General features: G+C 65.9%; 22 protein-coding genes. 7 read left to right on the top strand and 15 right to left on the bottom strand.

Going from position 1 to position 19683, the window contains the following annotated elements; all coding sequences use genetic code 11:
- The first annotated feature begins 346 nt into the window (after nucleotides 1-346).
- Together queE and AC1DYS_RS09175 are read left to right on the top strand one after the other, a co-directional pair.
- Nucleotides 347-982, top strand: coding sequence for a 7-carboxy-7-deazaguanine synthase (gene queE, locus AC1DYS_RS09180; RefSeq protein WP_477898223.1), 636 nt, complete (start codon nucleotides 347-349; stop codon nucleotides 980-982).
- The gene (locus AC1DYS_RS09175; RefSeq protein ID WP_477898221.1) at nucleotides 979-1344 is read left to right on the top strand and encodes a 6-carboxytetrahydropterin synthase; all 366 of its coding nucleotides are present in this window, start codon (nucleotides 979-981) and stop codon (nucleotides 1342-1344) included. The genes queE and AC1DYS_RS09175 overlap by 4 nt, the downstream gene beginning before the upstream one ends.
- On the opposite strand, the gene AC1DYS_RS09170 is transcribed toward AC1DYS_RS09175, so the two are convergent.
- Nucleotides 1331-1690 carry a hypothetical protein gene (locus AC1DYS_RS09170; protein WP_477898219.1) on the bottom strand — a complete coding sequence of 120 codons (360 nt, stop codon included), beginning with the start codon at nucleotides 1688-1690 and terminating at the stop codon, nucleotides 1331-1333. The genes AC1DYS_RS09175 and AC1DYS_RS09170 overlap by 14 nt on opposite strands.
- A gap of 262 nt (nucleotides 1691-1952) precedes the next feature.
- Between AC1DYS_RS09170 and AC1DYS_RS09165 the strand changes: the two genes are divergently transcribed.
- Nucleotides 1953-2861, top strand: a complete 909-nt coding sequence (locus AC1DYS_RS09165) for a DMT family transporter (protein WP_477898217.1) — start codon at nucleotides 1953-1955, stop codon at nucleotides 2859-2861.
- Between the two features lie 30 nt (nucleotides 2862-2891).
- Here the strand turns inward: AC1DYS_RS09165 and AC1DYS_RS09160 are convergent, their stop codons facing one another.
- The 9 genes from AC1DYS_RS09160 to AC1DYS_RS09120 all read right to left on the bottom strand — a co-directional run bounded on the left by AC1DYS_RS09160 (nucleotide 2892) and on the right by AC1DYS_RS09120 (nucleotide 11761).
- Entirely contained in the window at nucleotides 2892-3671 is a 780-nt protein-coding gene (locus AC1DYS_RS09160; RefSeq protein ID WP_477898215.1) for an SDR family oxidoreductase, read from the bottom strand.
- Between the two features lie 142 nt (nucleotides 3672-3813).
- Nucleotides 3814-4731, bottom strand: a complete 918-nt coding sequence (locus AC1DYS_RS09155) for a DMT family transporter (protein WP_477898213.1) — start codon at nucleotides 4729-4731, stop codon at nucleotides 3814-3816.
- A gap of 25 nt (nucleotides 4732-4756) precedes the next feature.
- Nucleotides 4757-5605 (bottom strand): GNAT family N-acetyltransferase, encoded by an 849-nt coding sequence (locus AC1DYS_RS09150; protein WP_477898211.1) that lies wholly within the window; start codon nucleotides 5603-5605, stop codon nucleotides 4757-4759.
- A gap of 85 nt (nucleotides 5606-5690) precedes the next feature.
- A complete protein-coding gene (locus AC1DYS_RS09145) occupies nucleotides 5691-7196 on the bottom strand; it encodes a tripartite tricarboxylate transporter permease (RefSeq protein ID WP_477898209.1) in 1506 nt (501 codons plus the stop codon).
- A gap of 45 nt (nucleotides 7197-7241) precedes the next feature.
- Nucleotides 7242-7706: a tripartite tricarboxylate transporter TctB family protein gene (locus AC1DYS_RS09140; RefSeq protein ID WP_047484046.1), complete on the bottom strand. Its 465-nt coding sequence runs from the start codon at nucleotides 7704-7706 to the stop codon at nucleotides 7242-7244.
- A gap of 132 nt (nucleotides 7707-7838) precedes the next feature.
- A complete protein-coding gene (gene tfpB, locus AC1DYS_RS09135; RefSeq protein WP_477898207.1) occupies nucleotides 7839-9650 on the bottom strand; it encodes a type IV pilus assembly ATPase TfpB in 1812 nt (603 codons plus the stop codon).
- Nucleotides 9647-10414: a spermine/spermidine synthase domain-containing protein gene (locus tag AC1DYS_RS09130; protein ID WP_477898205.1), complete on the bottom strand. Its 768-nt coding sequence runs from the start codon at nucleotides 10412-10414 to the stop codon at nucleotides 9647-9649. Before AC1DYS_RS09130 ends, tfpB begins: the two co-directional genes overlap by 4 nt.
- A complete protein-coding gene (locus AC1DYS_RS09125; protein WP_477898203.1) occupies nucleotides 10411-10929 on the bottom strand; it encodes a DNA-deoxyinosine glycosylase in 519 nt (172 codons plus the stop codon). The genes AC1DYS_RS09130 and AC1DYS_RS09125 overlap by 4 nt, the downstream gene beginning before the upstream one ends.
- A gap of 7 nt (nucleotides 10930-10936) precedes the next feature.
- On the bottom strand, nucleotides 10937-11761 hold the full coding sequence (locus AC1DYS_RS09120; protein ID WP_477898201.1) for a TatD family hydrolase: 825 nt from the start codon (nucleotides 11759-11761) through the stop codon (nucleotides 10937-10939).
- A gap of 120 nt (nucleotides 11762-11881) precedes the next feature.
- Here AC1DYS_RS09120 and AC1DYS_RS09115 point away from each other — a divergent pair, with 120 nt between their 5' ends.
- The 4 genes from AC1DYS_RS09115 to AC1DYS_RS09100 are packed head-to-tail and all read left to right on the top strand — an operon-like array spanning nucleotide 11882 to nucleotide 15826.
- Nucleotides 11882-12832, top strand: a complete 951-nt coding sequence (locus AC1DYS_RS09115) for a S1C family serine protease (RefSeq protein ID WP_477898199.1) — start codon at nucleotides 11882-11884, stop codon at nucleotides 12830-12832.
- A 10-nt stretch (nucleotides 12833-12842) separates the two neighbouring features.
- Complete coding sequence (locus AC1DYS_RS09110; protein WP_477898197.1) at nucleotides 12843-13847, top strand: AAA family ATPase; 1005 nt, start codon at nucleotides 12843-12845, stop codon at nucleotides 13845-13847.
- Nucleotides 13825-14817, top strand: coding sequence for a DUF58 domain-containing protein (locus tag AC1DYS_RS09105; protein ID WP_477898195.1), 993 nt, complete (start codon nucleotides 13825-13827; stop codon nucleotides 14815-14817). The genes AC1DYS_RS09110 and AC1DYS_RS09105 overlap by 23 nt, the downstream gene beginning before the upstream one ends.
- Nucleotides 14798-15826, top strand: coding sequence for a VWA domain-containing protein (locus AC1DYS_RS09100; RefSeq protein WP_477898193.1), 1029 nt, complete (start codon nucleotides 14798-14800; stop codon nucleotides 15824-15826). Before AC1DYS_RS09105 ends, AC1DYS_RS09100 begins: the two co-directional genes overlap by 20 nt.
- 21 nt (nucleotides 15827-15847) lie before the next feature.
- Here AC1DYS_RS09100 and AC1DYS_RS09095 read toward each other — a convergent pair whose 3' ends face one another.
- From AC1DYS_RS09095 to AC1DYS_RS09075, 5 genes are all read right to left on the bottom strand, one after another.
- The gene (locus tag AC1DYS_RS09095; RefSeq protein WP_477898191.1) at nucleotides 15848-16618 is read right to left on the bottom strand and encodes a hypothetical protein; all 771 of its coding nucleotides are present in this window, start codon (nucleotides 16616-16618) and stop codon (nucleotides 15848-15850) included.
- Nucleotides 16615-17421 (bottom strand): N-acyl homoserine lactonase family protein, encoded by an 807-nt coding sequence (locus tag AC1DYS_RS09090; protein ID WP_477898189.1) that lies wholly within the window; start codon nucleotides 17419-17421, stop codon nucleotides 16615-16617. The genes AC1DYS_RS09095 and AC1DYS_RS09090 overlap by 4 nt, the downstream gene beginning before the upstream one ends.
- Nucleotides 17418-18074: a cysteine hydrolase family protein gene (locus tag AC1DYS_RS09085; RefSeq protein ID WP_477898187.1), complete on the bottom strand. Its 657-nt coding sequence runs from the start codon at nucleotides 18072-18074 to the stop codon at nucleotides 17418-17420. Before AC1DYS_RS09085 ends, AC1DYS_RS09090 begins: the two co-directional genes overlap by 4 nt.
- Nucleotides 18071-18832: a creatininase gene (locus AC1DYS_RS09080; protein WP_477898185.1), complete on the bottom strand. Its 762-nt coding sequence runs from the start codon at nucleotides 18830-18832 to the stop codon at nucleotides 18071-18073. The genes AC1DYS_RS09085 and AC1DYS_RS09080 overlap by 4 nt, the downstream gene beginning before the upstream one ends.
- 67 nt (nucleotides 18833-18899) lie before the next feature.
- Nucleotides 18900-19655, bottom strand: coding sequence for an SDR family NAD(P)-dependent oxidoreductase (locus AC1DYS_RS09075; protein WP_477898183.1), 756 nt, complete (start codon nucleotides 19653-19655; stop codon nucleotides 18900-18902).
- Between the last annotated feature and the right edge of the window lie 28 nt (nucleotides 19656-19683).

Below are 19683 nucleotides of genomic sequence, written 5' to 3'. Positions count from 1 at the left end.
TGCCGCTCGTGCCAACTCGTTGCATCCACCCCGCCCGTTCCGACGATTGCTTAACGGAATAGACCACAGGGTAGGCGCCAGGCGCCACCCCTAATCCATCGATAAGCGCCAGCAAACTCGGCGTCTGCGAAAATCTGCACCACAGCCGGCCTCGTGCCTCCGAGACCGGCTCGTTCATTCAATCCGAGGCCATGTAGAGGAACACCATGTTCAAAAACCTCGCCCGCGGCCTATCGGCCGCGATGCCCGCGGCCGTTGCCGCCACCAAGCTAGCCAGCCCCTGTCAGCGCCTCGACCTCGCGGCCATGCGCCATGTCCGCTGCAATCACGCACGGGTCACGTCGTCATGACCTACAGCGTCAAGGAGGTTTTCTATACCTTGCAAGGTGAAGGCACGAATGCCGGTCGCCCTGCTGTGTTTTGCCGCTTCTCCGGCTGCAACCTGTGGAGCGGGCGCGAGGAAGACCGTGCCAAGGCGGCCTGCCGCTTTTGCGACACGGACTTCGTCGGCACCGATGGCGACGGCGGTGGCAAGTTCGGCGATGCCCAGTCACTTGCCGAACGGATCGCTTCGTTCTGGCCGAGCCAGGACAGCCGCAACCGCTTCGTCGTGTTGACCGGCGGCGAGCCCTTGCTGCAAGTCGATGCAGCTCTGATCGACGCGCTGCATGCGCTTCACTTCGAGATTGCCGTGGAGACGAACGGCACAGTCATTGCGCCCAGTGGCATCGACTGGCTTTGCGTCAGCCCGAAGTTCGGCACCGAGTGGGTGCAGCGCAGCGGCAACGAACTGAAGGTCGTGTGGCCACAACCTGGCTTCAACCTGAACGACCTGGAATCCGCCGCGTTCACGCATCGGTTCCTGCAGCCCATGGACGGCTTGATGCGCGACAGCAATGTGGAGACCTGCATTTCTCAATGCCTCAGCAGACCCGCCTGGAAGCTCAGCCTGCAGACACACAAGATCACGGGGATCAGATGATCTACGAAGTTTCGCAGCGGTTCTATTTCGAGGCCGCTCACACACTCGACCGCCAGATCGATGCGGCGAGCAGCAAACGGGTCCACGGCCACACCTACCAGGCCGAGGTGACTGTCAGCGGCCCGCGCGACGCCGCCTCCGGAATGGTGCTGGACCTCGGCCAACTGCGTCGGGAGATTCAACTCATCCGGGAGGTCCTGGACCATTCGCTGCTCGATGACGTGCCCGAACTCGGCCCGCCAACGCTCGAGAACCTGTGCGCCTTCATCGCGCACAGATTGCAAGCGCTGCGGCCGCCCGTCGCCGCCGTCAAGGTGTGGCGAGAGGCCAGCGGCGACAGCTGCGTTCTCAGGTTCCGGTAGGGCTCAACAAGACGTCGGATTCAGGTGAGAGATGCTTCATGAGTTCGGGCACGGGAGGGAGCATGCGAGTTCGCGCCGTGGGCGCGAAGCAGTTTTTCCCGCCTCGGTAGAAGGTGGTGCCTCCCAGGTTGCCGGCCTTGGACAACCGAACTCTCCTTTGCCGGCCGACGGCAGGATTCTCGACACGGGCCAGGACGTAGTGATGCATCCCCGCTTGACCGTTGTAGATGATCATCGGGTCGCCGACTTCCAGGGGCTTGTCAATCACGTACTGCTTGATGCTTTCCTCTGTCCAGCCGAACAGAGGAAAGCCCAGGGGCGGAGGAATTCGAATTTGGTTTGCCATGGGAAGCCGGAGTTGCGGCACCCAGTCTGCAAGCGGCGTATTTCTGAACAATGCGTGCTTCGTCGCAGTTCGGAAACACAGCGCACATCACCTCGCAACAGCCCGCGTGAAAAGCGAGACCTCGGCAGCGCAGGCCAGCGTTTGCCCGGCCATCCTCAACGCGGTGTCCGCAGCATCGAAAGGCTCTCCCGAGCCCGGCATCGATCATCGGCCGCCTACCTCGGCCCTGACGGGCGGCGACACTCATAGGATGCAACACCCCATGAGCCTTCGCATCGCCATCCTGCTCACCCTTCCCCCGCTGCTGTGGGCGGGCAACGCCGTGGTGGGGCGCCTGATGGTGAACGCCGTGCCGCCGCTTGCACTCAACGCGTTGCGCTGGGCAGTGGCGCTGATCTTTCTACTGCCATTGGGCTGGCGCCTGTTCCGGCGGCCACGCGAGATTGCGCGCCATGCGGGTCTGTTCGCGCTGGTGGGCCTGTTGGGCGTGGGCAGCTTCAATGCACTGCAGTACCTGGCGCTGCAGACTTCGGCGCCGATCAATGTGACGCTGATCGCCTCGAGCGCCCCCTTGTGGATGATGGGAGTCGGTGCCCTGCTCTACGGCGAACGGCCGGCAGCGCGGCATTGGGTCGGTGCGCTGTTGTCGCTGGCCGGTGTGATGCTGGTGCTTTCGCGCGGGGATGTCACGGCTTTGCTCACGCTGAAGCTGGTGCCTGGTGATCTGCTGATGTTGCTGGCAGCCGCGCTGTGGGCACTCTACAGCTGGATGCTCGCCCGGCCACCGGCTTCGTTTCGCGGCGACGAACGGCCCGACTGGGGCTGGGCCGAAATGCTGCTGATGCAAGTTATCTTCGGCGGCGCATGGGCAGCGCTGGGTGCAGGCGTCGAGCACGCCGTGCATCCTGCAGAAATCCATTGGTCGCCGGGTGTGCTGTGGGCGCTCGTCTACGTGGCGCTGGGCCCCTCGCTCATCGCCTACCGGTGCTGGGGCGTTGGCGTGGCCACGGTGGGCCCGGCCGTCGCCGCGTTCTTCAGCAACCTCACGCCGCTGTTTGCCGCGCTGATGTCGGCCGCGTTGCTAGGCGAGCCGCCGAGGGCGTACCACGTCGCCGCCTTCGCCCTCATCGCGGCGGGCATCGTCGTCACATCAAGACAGGCCAAGCCCTGAGCTCTCCTGTCTTTCTTACAGCCCTTGCACTCAGAACGTGCCGGGGTAGGCGCCGCCGTCCATCAGCAGGTTCTGGCCGGTGATGTAGCCGGCATGCACGCTGCACAGGAAGGCGCAGGCTGCACCGAACTCTTCGGCGGTGCCGAAACGTTGAGCCGGATTCTGCTTGCGGCGCGCCTCGGCGATGGCGTCGATGCTTTGCCCGCTGGACTTGGCTGCACCTTCCATCGTGACGCGCAGGCGGTCGGTTTCGAAAGGCCCTGGCAAGAGGCCGTTGATGGTCACGTTCTTCAGCACCGTCTTGCGCGCCAGGCCGGCGGTGAAGCCGGTGAGGCCCGAACGCGCGCCGTTCGACAGACCGAGCACGTCGATCGGCGCCTTCACCGCGGCCGAGGTGATGTTGACGATGCGGCCGAAACCACGCGCCATCATCGGGTCGACCACAGCCTTCATCAGTTCGATAGGCGTGAGCATGTTGGCGTCGAGCGCCTTGATCCAGGCATCACGATCCCAGTTGCGAAAGTCGCCCGGCGGCGGGCCACCCGCGTTGTTGACAAGGATGTCGACCTGCGGACAAGCCGCCAATGCCGCCGCGCGGCCCTCAGGCGTCGTGATGTCGCCCGCAACGGCACGAACCTCGCCACCTTTCAATGCACGCAGCTCAGCCGCGGTCGCCTCCAGCGCCTCGGCGCCACGCGCAGTGATGACGACGTTCACGCCCTCCTTCACCAGCGCTTGCGCGCAGCCTTTTCCGAGCCCTTTACTTGCCGCACACACCAAAGCCCACTTGCCAGCAATTCCGAGATCCATGTTTCACCTCCACATCAACAAAGAGCACCACGCCCACAGCGAACGCAGTGACGCGTGACAGAGCAACAGCCGTCCGCCGGGCCGTCCCAAGGACAGGCTGGCGCCCCTTGGGGGCAGGAGCGAAGCGACTGGGGGGCCAACATCACCTCCATTTGGCAAGCAGCCAGATACCTGCCATGACGAGCACGGTGCCGGCGGCGATCCAGCCAGTAAACGGTTCGCCGAGAATCACCACGCCCATCAAGATTGTCGACAGCGGGCCGAACATGCCGATCTGCGTGGTCATCGGGGCGCCGATGCGTTCGATGGCCATCATCACCATCAGCACCGGCATGAAGGTGCAGACCGTGGCGTTGAGTGCCGACAGCCACAGCACCTGCGGGGCGACGGCCATCGCAGAGACCGGCCGCATCACGAAGAACTGCACGATGCAGAGCACGCAGGCGACCGTGGTTGCGAGACCCGTGAGGCGCAGCGCCCCCAGCCGCTTGACCTCTGCGCCGCTGAAGACGAGGTACAGCGCATAGCTCACCGTGCTGCAGAACACTAGCAAGGCACCCAAGGCCACGTCCTTGCCCAACAGCGTGACCTCGTGGCCGAAGACCAGCAACACACCGCAGTAGCTCACCGCCAGCGAGATCAGCTGCCGACGAGTGACCTTCTGCTTGAAGAGCACCACCCCCAGCGCTAGCACCAGCGTCGGGCTCAGGTACAGAATCAGCCGCTCGAGGCCGGCGGTGATGTAGGCGAGCCCGGCAAAGTCGAGAAAGCTCGCGAGGTAGTAGCCGCTGAAGCCGAGGCCGAAGACCGTGATCCAGTCGCGCCGCGTGAGCGCCGGCTTGCCGCGCCCTGCCCACCACGAGAGCAGCAGGAACAGCGGCAACGCAAAGAGCATGCGGTACATGATCAACGTGATCGCGTCCACGCCGTAGCGATAGGCCAGCTTGACGATGATGGCCTTGCCCGAGAAGCCGATGGCACCGATGGTCGCCAACAGCAGCCCCGGCCAGAACGCGCGTTGCAGCGCCGAAGAGTCGGCCGCGATGGAAGATGAACTCATTGCCGTCGATTCTAGGGAGCCGAATTCAGCGCCGCTCCGACAAGGGTTTGCGCTCCAGCTCCCAAGTGCTCGCACTGCGTTGGAAGCCGAGCGATTCATAGATGCCGATCGCCACATCGTGCGGGTCGGCCATCATCACGAGATGCTGCAAGCCCATCTGCTCGAAGCCGTGGCGGCACACCGCGTGGATCATGGCGCGGCAAAGCCCGCGGCGGCGCCATGCCGGATGGGTGGACACGTGCTGGAAGCGGCCGAGCGTCTGCTGTGATGGCGGGCCATCGGCAAACAAGCCGCAGTCCGCCACGAGCTGCTCGCCGGCGGGCAACTGTGCGAAGACGCCGAACCAGTGACCCCAGCCCGCATGGCACATCGCACCGTAGCGTTCCATCATCTTCTTGCGGTGGCGTCGATAGCTTTGCGGCTCGTGTTCGTTCGCATCGGAAGCCACCTGCGCGTCGACGGCCAGCGTGTCTTCGTCAGGCAGCCGCAGCGGCCGCACGGTGAACCCTTCGACCAGCGATGCAGATCGCAGCTGGTGAGGGGCGAGCTGAAGCACTGCGCCTTCGTTCAGCACCAGGCCCGCCGCAGCGATGTCGGCTGGTAAATCGAACGGCTCGCTCACGTCGATGCCAAACGCCAGGTGCTGCACGAGCGGGTCGGGTTGCACCAGCTCTTCATCGAAGCGTCGCAGCCAGCGTGTTGCATCGCCGGCGCGCGGTGCCTGGTCGAACAACAGGAAGTTGCCCCACCAGAACGCCGGGTTCGCAGGCGTTCGCACCACCAGACAGTCGGCGCGCTCGATCACCTGCCCATCGAAGCGGGGGAAGATGAGGTGCGTCCGCCAGCCGAGCGAGAGTTGATCCAGACGCTTCACTTCAGTACCTCCGTCGTCAAAGGGAATTCCGCAAACAAACAAGCCGCCCGAGGGCGGCTTGTCAGCGACTGGCAACGTACGCCGATCAGTCTTCGACGAAGGCGATTTCGCGCTTCTTCTTGATCGACGGCAGCATCACGACCACGACCATCAGCAGCGCGGCGATGAGCAGGCCGGCGGACAGAGGGCGAATCATGAAGGTGCTCCAGTCGCCGCGGGACAGCAGCAGCGCGCGCCGCAGGTTCTCTTCCATCATCGGCCCGAGGATGAACCCCAGCAGCAGCGGCGCTCCTTCGCAGCTCAGCTTGTAGAAGAGGTAGCCGATGGCCGCAAACCCAGCCGTCATGTAGACGTCGAACGTGTTGTTGTTCAAGGTATAGACGCCGATGCAGCAGAACAACGTGATGGCCGGGAACAGGAAGCGATACGGCACCGTCAGCAGCTTGATCCAGATGCCAATCAGCGGCAAGTTCAGGATCACCAGCATCGCGTTGCCAACCCACATCGAGGCGATCAGGCCCCAGAAGAGCTGCGGGTTGCTGGTCATGACCTGCGGTCCGGGCTGGATGCCCTTGATGGTCATCGCACCGACCATCAGCGCCATCACGGCGTTCGGGGGGATGCCGAGCGTCAGCATCGGGATGAACGAGGTCTGCGCACCGGCGTTGTTGGCCGACTCAGGGCCGGCCACGCCGCGGATGTCGCCCTTGCCGAACCGGCCACTGGCACCGGCGATCTTCTTCTCGAGTGTGTAAGCTGCGAACGAGGACAGCAGTGCGCCGCCGCCCGGCAACACGCCCAATATCGAACCCAGCGCCGTGCCGCGCAGCACGGCGGGCCAGGCTTCCTTGAAGTCCTGCTTGGTCGGCCACAGGCCCTTCACCTCGTTGGTGAAGACTTCGCGGTGCTCTGCCGGCATGCCAAGGTTGGCAATGATTTCACCAAAACCGAACACGCCCATGGCAATCACGACGAAGCCGATGCCATCGGTGAGCTCGGGGATGTCGAAGCTGTAGCGCGCGGTGCCCGAGATCACGTCGGTGTTGATCTGCGCCAGCGTGAGGCCCAGGATGATCATCGAGATCGCCTTGATCAGCGAACCAGATGCCAGCACCACGGCACCGACCAGGCCCAGCACCATCAGCGAGAAATACTCTTGCGGACCGAACTTGAAGGCCAACTCGGTGAGCGGTGGCGCAAACGCGGCGATGACGATCGTGCCGACGCAGCCGGCGAAGAACGAACCGAGGCCGGCTGCCGCGAGCGCGGGGCCTGCGCGGCCTTGCCGCGCCATCTGGTAGCCGTCGATCGCCGTCACGACCGACGACGATTCACCCGGCACGTTGATCAGGATGGCGGTGGTCGAACCGCCGTACTGCGCACCGTAGTAGATGCCGGCGAGCATGATGAGCGCCGGTGTCGCGTCGAGTGCATAGATCGACGGCAGCAGCATCGCGATCGTGGCCACCGGGCCGAGGCCGGGCAGCACGCCGATCAGCGTGCCCAGCACGCAGCCGAAGAACGCATACAGCAGGTTCTGCACCGTGAACGCCACGCCGAAGCCCAGCATCAGGTTGTTGATCAGGTCCATGGGTCAACCCTCTTGTTCGGTTTTGTCGGGATTCAGGTGTGGAATTCAGTTCGTCATGAACGGAGGCCACACCGGGATCGTGAGACTCAGGCCCACCACGAAGATGAGCCAGGAGAACACGGTCAGCACGATGGCGTTGATCAGGACGCCCTTCCACTTGAACTCGTCGCCCGCAAGACTGGTGATGAAGATCAGCACGGGAATGGTGATGATCATGCCGAGTCGCGGCAGCATGATGCCGAACACGGTGATCGCCACCACGATCACGATCAGCGGCCGCCATGCAATGTGGCCGATCGGGTCACCGCCTTCAGTCTCGATGGTGAGGCTCTTGAACAGCACGATCCCACCCAGAATGGCAAGGATGATGCTGAGCAACAGGGGAAAGTAACCAGGACCCGGCCGTGCCGAAGCCCCCATGCTGTAGTTCGTCGCGCCGACGGCAAAACCGATGCCGACCAACATGAACATGACCCCCGACCAAAAGTCTCTTTGGCTCTTGATTTTCAAGTGCTGCTCCTCGAGTAACAAACTCGATCGATTCTAGGCAGCAACCCCTAGTGGCCCGCGTGTGGTTTACACGTAGCGCACGACGCAGCGCCTAACGCGCACGAGCGTTCAGCTGAGGTTCAGGTGAGAATTTCAGACGTCCCAGGCGGGCGTGGCACGCAGCACTTCTTCGATCGTGGTCAGGCCTTCGGCCACTTTCATCGCTCCCGCAAGGCGCAAGGGGCGCAAACCCTCGCTCAAGGCCTGCTTGCGCAGCTTGGAGATGTCGGGCGTGGGGTGGATGCACGCGTTCGCCGCATCGCTCACGCTGAGCAACTCGTAGAGCCCGGCGCGGCCGCGGTAGCCCGTCATGCGGCATTCCAGGCAACCCACCGGCTTGTACGGCTTGACCTTGCCGTTGATGCGCCACGGCTTGATGACTTCGTCGATGCTTTCGGCCGTCGTCACCTCGTCGGGCTGCTTGCAGCTGGCGCACAGCGTGCGCACCAGGCGCTGCGCCAGCACGCCGATGACGGTGGCGCCGATCAGGTACGGCGGCACGCCCAGGTCGGACAAGCGGGTGATGGCCGAGGCCGAATCGTTGGTGTGCAGGGTGCTGAAGACCAGGTGGCCGGTGAGCGCGGCCTGGATCGCCATCTCGGCGGTTTCGAGGTCGCGGATTTCGCCGACCATGATGATGTCCGGGTCCTGCCGCATCAGTGCACGCAGGCCCTCGGCAAAGCCGAGGTCGATAGACGATTGCACCTGCGTCTGGTTGAAGGCCGGCTGGATCATTTCGATCGGGTCTTCGATCGTGCAGACGTTCACCTCGTCGGTGGCCAGGCGGCGCAGCGTGGAATAGAGCGTCGTCGTCTTGCCCGAACCGGTGGGCCCGGTCACGAGGATGATGCCGTGCGCGCGCGACACCAGCCCTTCCCAGCGCTGCGCATCGTGTGTACCGAACCCCAGCGCATCGAGCTGCTTGACGGTGGTGTCCGGGTCGAAGATCCGCATCACCATCTTCTCGCCGAAGGCGGTGGGCAGCGTCGACAAGCGCATTTCGACTTCGTCGCCCTGCGGGTTTCGCGTCTTGATGCGGCCGTCGAGCGGGCGGCGCTTCTCGACCACGTCCATGCGGCCGAGCAGCTTGATGCGCGCCGTCATTGCGTTCATCACGCCCGGCGGCAGCTGGTAGACGGTGTGCATCACGCCGTCGATGCGGAAGCGGATCACGCTCAGGTCACGCCGCGGCTCGAGGTGGATGTCGCTCGCGCGCTGGTCGAAGGCGTATTGCCACAACCAGTCGACCACCTGCACCACGCCTTGGTCGTTGGCGTCGAGCTGCTTGTTGCTGCGGCCCAGCTCCACCAGCTGCTCGAAGCTCGCCGTGGCGGCCATCTCGCCGGTCTTGATGGCGTTGCGTACGGAGCGCTGCAGCGTGTAGAACTCGGTGGTGTAGCGCACCAGGTCGATCGGGTTGGCCACCACCATGCGCAGCGACTTGCGGGTGTGGGCCTCGATCTCGGGCACCCAGCCCAGGTCGAAGGGTTCGCTGGTGGCGACTGTCACCTCATTCGTGCCGAACTGCAGCGGCAACGAACGGCGGCGCTCGGCGTAGGTGATCGACATCACGTCGGCCACGCGGCCCACGTCGACCTTCAGCGGGTCGATGCGCAGGTAAGGCATGCCGCAATGGCCGGCCAGCCATTCGGTGAGCATCTCGATGTCGAGCGGCTTGCCGGTCTTGGCGCTGATCAGCTCGGCGTTGGCCAGGCGCACCAATGGGTGCTGGACGCTGTCGCCGGCGGCGAAGCGGTGCGAGGTCTGCTCGTAATTGGCGGCGCTGATGATGCCGTCTTCCAGCAACCAGCGCAGCATGCGCCGCCACTCGAGCCGCCCTGCGGGATGAGGGCTCGACGGTTTGAGGGGCTTGGAAGGTTTGGCTTGGGGAGCGGCAGTGGTCATGGTGTCAGGTCGGGCAGTGCGCGAATCATGCGCAACCACTTGCGCGCCGGCAAAGCGAAGCGAGTTTCAATGTTTTCCGCGCGGGCAGCAAGCGTCTCTCGGTCAGGAAAAGCAAAGTTCTTTACCGCCACGACAACTGTGTTGCCTTCCTTGGTGGGCCGCAGCGACAGCACCGCGTGCGGGCCGAAGGCGGCGGCGATCCGGCTGGCGCTTTGCTCGAAGCTCGCATCGCGGCCGAACAGGTTGACCGTCATCACGCCGCCGTCGGCCAGCAGGCGCTCGCAGGCGTCGTAAAAGCCCTGGTCGTCGAGCACCGGGCTGGCCGCGTCGTGGTCGTAGAGGTCGACGTTGAGCACGTCGGCCGATTCGGCATGCGCCAGGTCGGCCACGTAGACGGCAGCATCTTCGTTGAGCACAGTGAGGCGGGCGTCGTCGGCCGGCAGATGAAACCACAGCCGGCAGGCGGTGATGACGGTGGGGTTGAGCTCCACCGCCGACGTCTTCATGCGCAGGTTCCGGTGGCAGAAGCGAGTGATCGCGGCCGAGCCGAGGCCGAGCTGCACGGCATGGCCCTTGGTGAGCTGTGCCTGCTCGCGAAACAGCATCCACACCATCATGCGCTGCACGTAGTCAAGCTCGATGGTGTGCGGCTTGCGCACCCGCATCGCGCCCTGCACCCAGGGCGTTCCCAGGTGCAGGTAGCGCACCCCTTCGAATTCGGACAAGGTGGCGGGCGCCATCTCGCTCGTCTGGTTTCGTTTCATGCAATGCCGTGTGTGGTGAAGGCTTCGCGCCAGGCCGCGAGCTTGCGCTCGAAGCTCCATGACGCATTCGCCGGGCTGGTCGACGGCAGGCGGATCACGTCGACGCCCAGCGAACTGGTGAATCGCATCGCGCGGGCCGACTCGCCGCCGTTGTGGGCAATCGCACGCAACAGCGGCGCACGCCGTTTCAAGCCGGCGAGGTCGTTGAACTCGGCGTCTTCGATCGCGCTGTCGAGGCTGCCTTCGCGGCGGCAGAAGGCGTACACATCCCAGATGCCGAGGCCGCGCTTGACCACTTCTTTCAGTCGCTCGTCGTAAGGCCGCGTGCGCAGGTCCACATTCCACAGCGCCGAGAGCACCGGCCAGAAGTGGTTGCGCGGATGCGCGTAGTACTGGCCGGCCTGCAGCGAGGCCACGCCGGGGAAGCTGCCCAGCACGACCAGCTTGGTGTGTTCGTCGATCACCGGGGCGAGGCCTTGCAGCGGAGGCGCAATCAGAGAGTCGGTGGAAGGCATCGGCCCGTCAGTCTGCCAGAGCGGCGAGGTGCGCAAGACGCGGCAAGGCGGCGCAGGCATTGTCGGAACAGGTCTGCGCCGTCTGCTCCAGCGTCCAGCCGCGCAGCTCGGCCAGCGTGGCGGCAATGCGCGGCAACTCGGCCGGCTCGTTGCGCGACACCGCGCCCGCAGCACGCTGCTCGGCGGTGCGATACAGCCAGTGCGGCGGGATGTCGGGCGAATCGGTTTCCAGCACCAGCGCATGGTCCGGCACGCGCTGCGCCAGGCGCCGGATCTGCAGCGCGCGGTCGAAGGTCATCGCCCCGCCGAAGCCGAGTCGGAAACCGAGCTTGACGAAGGTGTCGGCCTGCTGCTCGCTGCCGTTGAAGGCATGGGCGATGCCGCTCACCGGAATGCGCCGCAGGTGCTTCAGCAAGGTGTCGGCCGAGCGCCGCACATGCAGGATTACCGGCAGCCCGGCGTCGCGCGCAAGCTTGAGCTGCTCGGCATAGAAATGCTCCGCCTTGGGCAGGTCGAGCCCCGGCACGAAATGGTCGAGCCCGATCTCGCCGATGCCGACCAGCCGGGGGTCGTCCCGGTGCGCGGCAAGCGCATCACGCAGGGTCAGCAGATCGGCTTCGGCAGCGTCGTTCACGCACAGCGGGTGTATGCCCAGCGCATAAGCCAGGCCGTGCTCATGGGCCAGCGCGCGCACGGTGTCGAAATTGCCCACGGCCACGGCGGGCAGCACGAGCTGCCGCACCCCGGCGGCGCGCGCACGGGCAACCACGTCGGGCCGGTCAGCGTCGAACTCGGCGGCGTCGAGATGGCAGTGGGTATCGATCCAGAGCATCTCCCAATCATCCCTCACGTGCATAGACATCGCTGCCGTGATACGGTGTGCATGTCGTTGGCCGGTGCTTGCCACCGGTCGTTCAGTTCCAGTCTGCGCCCTCGTGTGGAGGTGGTCAGCATGAGAAAGGCTCCGCTTTACAGCCGTTCGCCGCGACAGGCCTCCGTGCCATCGCCTTCGCCCGCGGTCGACGAGCCCACCCAACCCCAACCCGCTGTTCCGATACGCCGCAAAGGCGCTGTCTGGCGAGAGCGAATGGCCTGGGCAACCGTCGGTCTGCTGCTGGTGTTGCTCGGCGCATTTTCAATGCGGACTTTCGCGCCCTCCGGGTTGCCCCTGACGCAAAAAGACATAGACACCGCGGTGCGGCGCTCGCTCGAGAAAGAGCCGCTGCCATCGGCCTACGCCAAGGCCTATGACGCCGTCGCACCCTCGGTCGTGCGGGTCGAAGGCGACGATGAGGTCGACGACTCCCCCACCCCGCCACCCGGCAAGGGAAAGAAGAAGGCCGACCCGGAAGAATCCCCGCATGGCAAGCACGCCACGGGCACCGGCGTGGTGATCGTCGACAACGGCACCATCCTCACCAACCTGCACGTGATCTCCGGCTCCAAGCGCCTGAAGGTCACCTTCGCAGACGGCAGCGAGTCCGCGGCCAGCATCGTCGGCGTGCAGCCCGAAAACGACTTGGCCGTGCTGCGCGCGCAGACCATCCCCGACGACCTGCAGGCCGCCACCATGCGCTCCACCGGCGATCTGAATCCTGGCGACGAAGTCATCGCCGTGGGCTACCCCTTCGGCATCGGCCCGTCTGTTTCTGGCGGCGTGGTCTCGGGCCTGAAACGCGAGTTCCGCTCACCGCAGGGCCAGCGCAAGCTGACCAACCTGATCCAGTTCGACGCCGCCGCCAACCCGGGCAACTCGGGTGGCCCGCTCGTCACGATGGACGGCAGCGTGGTCGGCATCGTCACCGCCATCCTCAACCCCACCGAGGCACGCACCTTCATCGGCATCGGATTTGCCGTACCCATCGAGAACGCTGCCGCTGCGGCCGGCATGCCACCTTTCTGAGCGAGATTCCATGAGCAAAATCGAGCCAAGTCCGACTGCTACTTTGATGGAGCAGATCCTCTACGAGGTGAAGCGCGTCGTCGTCGGCCAAGACCGCTTTCTCGAGCGTGTGATGGTCGCGATGCTGGCGCAGGGTCACCTGCTGGTGGAGGGTGTGCCGGGGCTGGCCAAGACCATCACCATCAAGACGCTCGCGACCACGCTGCGGGGCAGCTTCAAGCGCATCCAGTTCACGCCCGACCTGGTGCCGGCCGACCTGGTGGGCACGCGCATCTACAACCAGAAGACGGGCGAGTTCGCGACATCGCTCGGTCCTGTTTTCGCCAACCTGCTGCTGGCCGACGAAATCAACCGCGCGCCGGCAAAGGTGCAGAGCGCGTTGCTCGAGGTGATGCAGGAGCGCCAGGTCACCATCGCCGGCGAAACGCACAAGGTGCCCTCGCCCTTCCTGGTGATGGCCACGCAGAACCCGATCGAGACCGAAGGCACCTACCCGCTGCCCGAAGCGCAGGTCGACCGCTTCATGATGAAGGTGCTGGTCGACTACCCAACCGAGGAAGAAGAGTTCGTGATCGTCGGCCGCGTGACGGGCGACCCGACCACGGTGTCGTCGGTCGCGAGCACCACCCAGCTTGCCGAGTTGCAACACGAATGCCGCAAGGTCTACGTCGATCCGTCGCTCGTGCAGTATGCGGTGAAGCTGATCGGCGCCACGCGCACGCCGGCGCGCCACGGCCTGCCCGACCTGGCCAAGTACATCAACTTCGGCGCCAGCCCGCGCGCCACCATCGGCCTGATTGAAGGTGCCAAGGCGCTGGCCATGATGCGTGGCCGCAGCTACGCGCTGCCCGAAGACGTGACCGACCTGGTGGCCGACGTGCTGCGCCACCGCCTGGTGCTGAGCTACGAAGCGCTGGCCGACGGGCTTACTGCCGACCAGATCATTCACCGCATCGTGCAGAAAGTGCCGAAGCCCGACAAACCCATGGCCCATGGCGAACCCGGCAACACCTGACGCCATCCTGCGGCGCCTCGAGTGGACGGTGATCCGCCGTCTCGACGGGCTGCTCCAAGGCGACTACCGCACGCTCTTCCGCGGGGCGGGGCTGGACCTTGCCGACCTGCGCGAGTACCAGCACCACGACGACGTGCGCCACATCGACTGGAACGTTACCGCCCGGCTGCAGCAGCCGTACGTGCGCCAGTTCACCGAAGACCGCGAACTCACCGCGTGGTTCCTGCTCGACCTGAGCGGCAGCATCGACTTCGGCTCGCAAGGGAGCACAGGCGCCACGGGGCTCGAAGTCAGAAGCAAGCGCAGCGTGTCCACCGACTTCGTGGCGGTGCTGGCGCGGCTGCTGACCCGCCATGGCAACCGCGTCGGCGCCATGCTCTACGGCAACTCACTCGACGACGTGCTGCCCGCTCGCAACGGCCGCTCCCATGTGCTGCACCTGCTGCAGCGCATGAGCAAGCACGCCACCCCGCAGGCCAAGACGCAGACCCAATTGCAAGACCTGCTGCTGCGCGCCGCCCCGCTGATCCCTCGCCGCTCGACGGTGTTCGTGGTGTCCGACTTCATAAGCGCGCTCGGCTGGGGCGACGCGCTCGCCCGCCTGGCCCAGCGCCACGAGGTGCTGGCCGTGCGCCTGTACGACCCGCTCGAAATGGAGCTGCCCGACCTGGGCATGGTGACCATGCAGGACGCCGAAACCGGCGAACAGCTGCTGGTCGACACCCGCGACCCGGGCTTTCGCGCGCGCTTCGCCAGGGTCGCCGAGCAGCAGGAGGCCGAGCTGCGTACCGGCCTCACGCGTGCAGGCGTCGACGCCTTGGAGTTGGCGACCGACGAAGACCTGGTCAACACCTTGATGCGCTTTGTCGAGCTGCGGCGCCGGCGCAGCCAACTCGCCGCCGGCGGTGGCCTGCCGGCTCACCTGAAACCTTTGCCCACGGAGAAGCAAGATGACCTTCGCGTGGCCTGATCTGCTCTGGTCTTTGCTCGCGCTGCCGCTGCTGGTGCTGCTGTACTGGTGGCTGATGCACCGGCGCAAGAAGAACACACTTCGCTTTGCCAGCCTGTCCATCGTCAAGCAGGCGATGGGCAAGGGGCCGGGCTGGCGCCGGCACGTGCCGCCAGTACTGATGCTGCTGGCGCTGGCCACGCTGTTGCTCGCCAGCGCCCGGCCGCGCGCGGTGGTCACCTTGCCGCTTCAGCAGGAAACGATCATCCTCGCGATGGACGTGTCGGGCAGCATGCGCGCCACCGACGTGCAGCCCAACCGCATGGTGGCCGCGCAAGAGGCCGCCAAGGCTTTCCTCAACGACCTGCCGCGCAGTGTGCGGGTCGGCGTGGTCTCGTTCGCCGGCACCGCCGCCGTGGTGCAGCCCCCCACGCAGAACCGCGAAGACATCGTCGCGGCGATCGACCGCTTCCAGCTGCAGCGCGGCACCGCCATCGGCAGCGGCATCGTGCTGTCGCTCGCGACCATCTTCCCCGATGCGGGCATCGACCTGTCGCAGATCACCGGCCAACGCAACATGCCACTCGGCCCGGGCGACAAGCCGCCCAAAGAGTTCACGCCGGTACCGCCCGGCTCGTTCACGTCGGCCGCCATCGTGTTGCTGACCGACGGCCAGCGCACCACCGGCCCCGACCCGATGGACGCCGCCAAGATGGCCGCCGACCGCGGCGTTAAGGTTTATTCAGTCGGCATCGGCACCAAGGAAGGCGAGACCATCGGCTTCGAGGGCTGGTCGATGCGCGTGCGCCTGGACGAAGACACGCTGAAGAACGTGGCCAACCTGACGCGCGCCGAATACTTCTACGCCGGCACGGCGGCCGACCTTAAGAAGGTCTACCAGAGCCTCAGCTCGCGCATGGTCGTCGAGAAGAAGGAGACCGAAATCACCGCGCTGTTTGCTGCGGCAGGCGCCGCACTGGTGCTGCTGGCGGCGGCCTTGTCGGTGTGGTGGTTCGGGCGCGTGGCCTGAAAGGCTGAGCCAGTCACCTTCTCAGAGGATCACCGTGCTGTCGGCATCCCAGTCGAGCACGTTCCAGCGCGTGGCGCCGTCGGGGCCGGCCACCACGGCCTCGCGCTTGCTGCTTCGGCGGATGTTGCAGGCTTCGTCGTGCCCTTCCAGCATCGGCAGCGTCGAGCGCTGAATGCTCAGGCGCCCTGCTTCGAGCTGGCAAAACGAAATTTCGAAGTCGAGCAGGCTTTGCCAGCCCTCGACCCTGCCGTGCACGAGGTCGACCAGCTCGGTTGCGCCGGCTGGCCAATCAGCGCCGCGGGCACGCACGCGCATCGCAAAGCGGCCGGACACCAGCATCAGGCTGCGCGCAGCTCCGGGTTCCACCGGCTGGGCCTCCAGCGCCACGTAACGGCCGGTCGAGCCGGGCACGCGCTCCCACACCTCGCGGTACTCGCTGTGGATGCCGGTCTCGACCAGCCGGTTCGACGTCTCGAACACGATGCGGCCGATGTCGGGCGTGGCCCGGGGCGGCTGGAAGTCGAGCTGCCGGAGCCAGCTGCAGGTCTCGGCGCCGTCCTGCCGGTCGACGCGGGTCAGCCCGCAGAAGCCTTGCTGCTGGGCCAGCATCTCGGGGGTCGGCTCGCCGGTGCCGCGGGCAGCCAGCGGCACACGCAGGTCGGCATGCCAGCGCGGCGTCTGCATCCAGCGCACGAAGGTGCTGGTGTCGCGAAGCTCGGGTGTTTGCAGCAGGGTGCGGCTCCACACGCCGCGGTAGCGGGGCGGAACGTCGTTGAACGGAGAGGGACTCATTCGACAGGCTGAGGGAACGCGGGCAAGGCGCGAAAGAATGCCATGTCGTGATTGGGCCAGAGTTGCGCGCCAGTTTCACCTGACAGAGCTTTCAGCTTGCGGATGCTGTCGATCGCCTGTTGCTCCCTGCCCTGCCACAGCGTGCCAGGGGCGATTTCGTCGTCCAGGTTCTCCTGCAGGTCGGCCGCGTCGCCGCACAGCAGCACCGGCGGGCCTTTCGGCATCTCGATCCACATCGACATGTGGCCGGCGGTATGGCCCGGCGAGGTGATGGCTCGCACACCGGGCACCACTTCGTACTCGCCGCGCTGCAGCCGAAACTGCAGCGGCGCGCCGGCGTCGTCGATCAGGTCGTCGCTGAAAACGGCCACATCGTCGCCGCTGGCGGCGGCATCCCACTCGTCTTGCTGCAAATGAATCTCGGCACCGCAGCCGCAGCGGCGCAGCTCCTTCAGGCCGCCGGCGTGGTCGAAATGCAGGTGGCCGACGAAGATCACGTCGACATCGGCCGGGGTGAGCCCCAACCGCGCCAGGTGGCGCGGAATGCGCTGCTCCTCGGTCATCTCAGGTGCGCCGAAGTCGAACACCGCCGGGTCGTACCAGCGTGCGCGGGCCGCTGGGTCGGCAATCTTGGTGTGGTCACACCCCACGTCGTAGAGGATGCGCCCATTGGCCGTCTCGATCAGATACGCCAGGATCGGCGCCTCGATCAGCTGGCCGCGGCCACGCTGGTAGGTGGAGATGGTCTTGTCATAGCGGTGCGTGGCCGTGAGCAACGGCCACATCTTGCGGACTTGGGTCATGTCGCACGTGTCTCCGGGGCGAGCGCGGCGACCACGTCGTCGGTGCTCACCACGCTGCCGAAGATACCGCCTTCGACGCCGATCATCGCGAGCGCCGCCTCGTGCAGCGCAGGGTTGCTGGCCGCACAGGCATCGCCGACCGTGAAGCAGCGAAAGCCGCGGTCGATGGCTTCGCGCAGCGTGGAGTGCACGCAGACCTCGGTGGTTACGCCGCACAGCACCAGCGTGCCGATGCCGCGGCCCGCGAAGACCTGCGCCAGATCGGTCTGGTGAAAGGCACCGTAGCCGGGCTTGTCGACCACCGGCTCGCCCGCTTCAGGCCGCAGTTCGTCGATGAAGTCGTGGCCAACTTCGCCCCGCACGAGCAAGCGGCCGAGCGGACCGGCAGAGCCGATGGCCGCACCGGCCGATGCGCTGCGGAGCAGCTTCTCGGGCGGGCAATCCGTCAGGTCGCTGCGGTGACCCTCGCGTGTGTGCACGACCAGCAGCCCAGCTCGCCTCGCAGCCGTCAGCAGACGGCCGATCGCAGCGATGGGCGCGGCGAGGCGCGTTACGTCCAGCCCGGCACGCGCCGCATAGCCGCCGGGCGCGCAGAAATCGCGCTGCATGTCGATGACGATCAGCGCCGTCGTTGAGCGGGGCAGGTCCATCATGGAAAGCGGGCGTCGATGGCCTCGGCCATGCGGCGCGTGACTTCTTCGGCGATGAGGCGGCCCTTGGCTGCATCCGACCCGCGCGCGGACGAGAGCACACCCGACAGCGGCACCCAGTTCTTGCGCGAGGGGTACACGTCGTATGGCGGAAAGTCCGCCGGCGGGTCGACAGGGATCAGGTCCACACGCACCAGCGACGGGTGGTAGTGCAGCATCAGCGAGGTCTCGATCACTGCGGCGTGCTCGAGTGCGAAGCCGGGGAAGCCGTCGGGGAATACCGCGGCGAGCGTCTTCTCGCTCAGAAAGTCCCAGTACTCCAAGCGCACCACTTCAAGGGCAGCACCCGGGCCGAGATCGCGCAGCCCGAGGTCGATGCCTTCAATCAGGAACCACTGGTTCTCGTAGTGGCCGTTCACCAGCACCAGGCGCTTCACGCCGTGGCGCGCGAACTCGCGTACAGCGTCGCGCACCGAGCCGATCAGCGTGGCTGCGTCGACACTCGTCGTGCCACAGAAGTGGTTGCCACCGCCGCACTTGGGCTGCGACTTGTAGCCGTACGAAAGGGCCGGCGCCACCAGGCCGCCGACACGCCGCGCCGCATCGGCGGCCACCGCGGTGGACAGCAGCGCGTCAGTGCCCAGCGGCAGGTGCGGGCCGTGCTGCTCAAGCGCGCCGACCGGCAGCAGGATCGTCGGCGCATCACGTTCGACACGCTGCTGGTAGTCGACCCACGACAGTTCGTTCATGAAGACGGTCATGCGGGTTCTCCGATGAATGAGGTACAGCGGTCGGGCGACCGGCGGTGGCGGGACGGGCGCTTCGCGCTCATGGCATCACCGAGCCGCCATTCGGGCCCAGTACTTGGCCGCAATAGAAGCGCGACAGGTCGCTGGCGAGAAAGAGCGCTGTGGCGGCGATCTCCTCGGGGTCGGCAAACCGGTTCTGCGGAATGGCCTTTTCCTTCTCCAGCCATTCGGGGCTCATGAATTCGGACGACAGCATCTGCGTCTCGACAGGCCCCGGCGCGATGGCGTTGACACGAATGGCCGGCGCGAACTCGCGCGCCAGCGAACGGGTGAGCCCGATCACGCCGGCCTTGGCCGCGCAATAAGGCGCGTACTCGGCGCGGCCGAGGATGCCCAGGTCCGAGGCGATGTTGATCACCACCCCGCTGCCACGCGCCACCATGCCAGGCAGCACCGCGCGGCAGGCCAGGAACACCGAGCCCAGGTCGGTGTCGATCATGCGGTGCCAGTCAGCTTCGGTCGTTTCGAGAAACGGCTTCTCCTGGATGATGCCGGCGCAGTTGACCAGCACATCGATCGGCCCGAGCACGGCCTGCGTGGCATCGACCATCGACGCCACGGCCGCACTCAAAGTGACATCAGCATCGAAGGCAATGGCCTTGCCACCAAGGGAGGTGATTTCGCGCACCAGGGCATCTGCCTGCGCTGCGCTGTCCAGGTGGCCCACCGCAACAGCCGCGCCGGCGCGAGCGAACATCAGCGCGATGGCACGTCCGATGCCGCTGGCCGCGCCGGTGACGAGCGCCGTGCGACCGGCGAGAGATAGGTGCTCCATCAACGCTCCAGGCCGTCGTGCCGGCGCA

The sequence above is a fragment of the Rhizobacter sp. P2_G4 genome (genome assembly GCF_056403575.1).
This window is presented reverse-complemented; position numbering and strand designations above follow the sequence as displayed.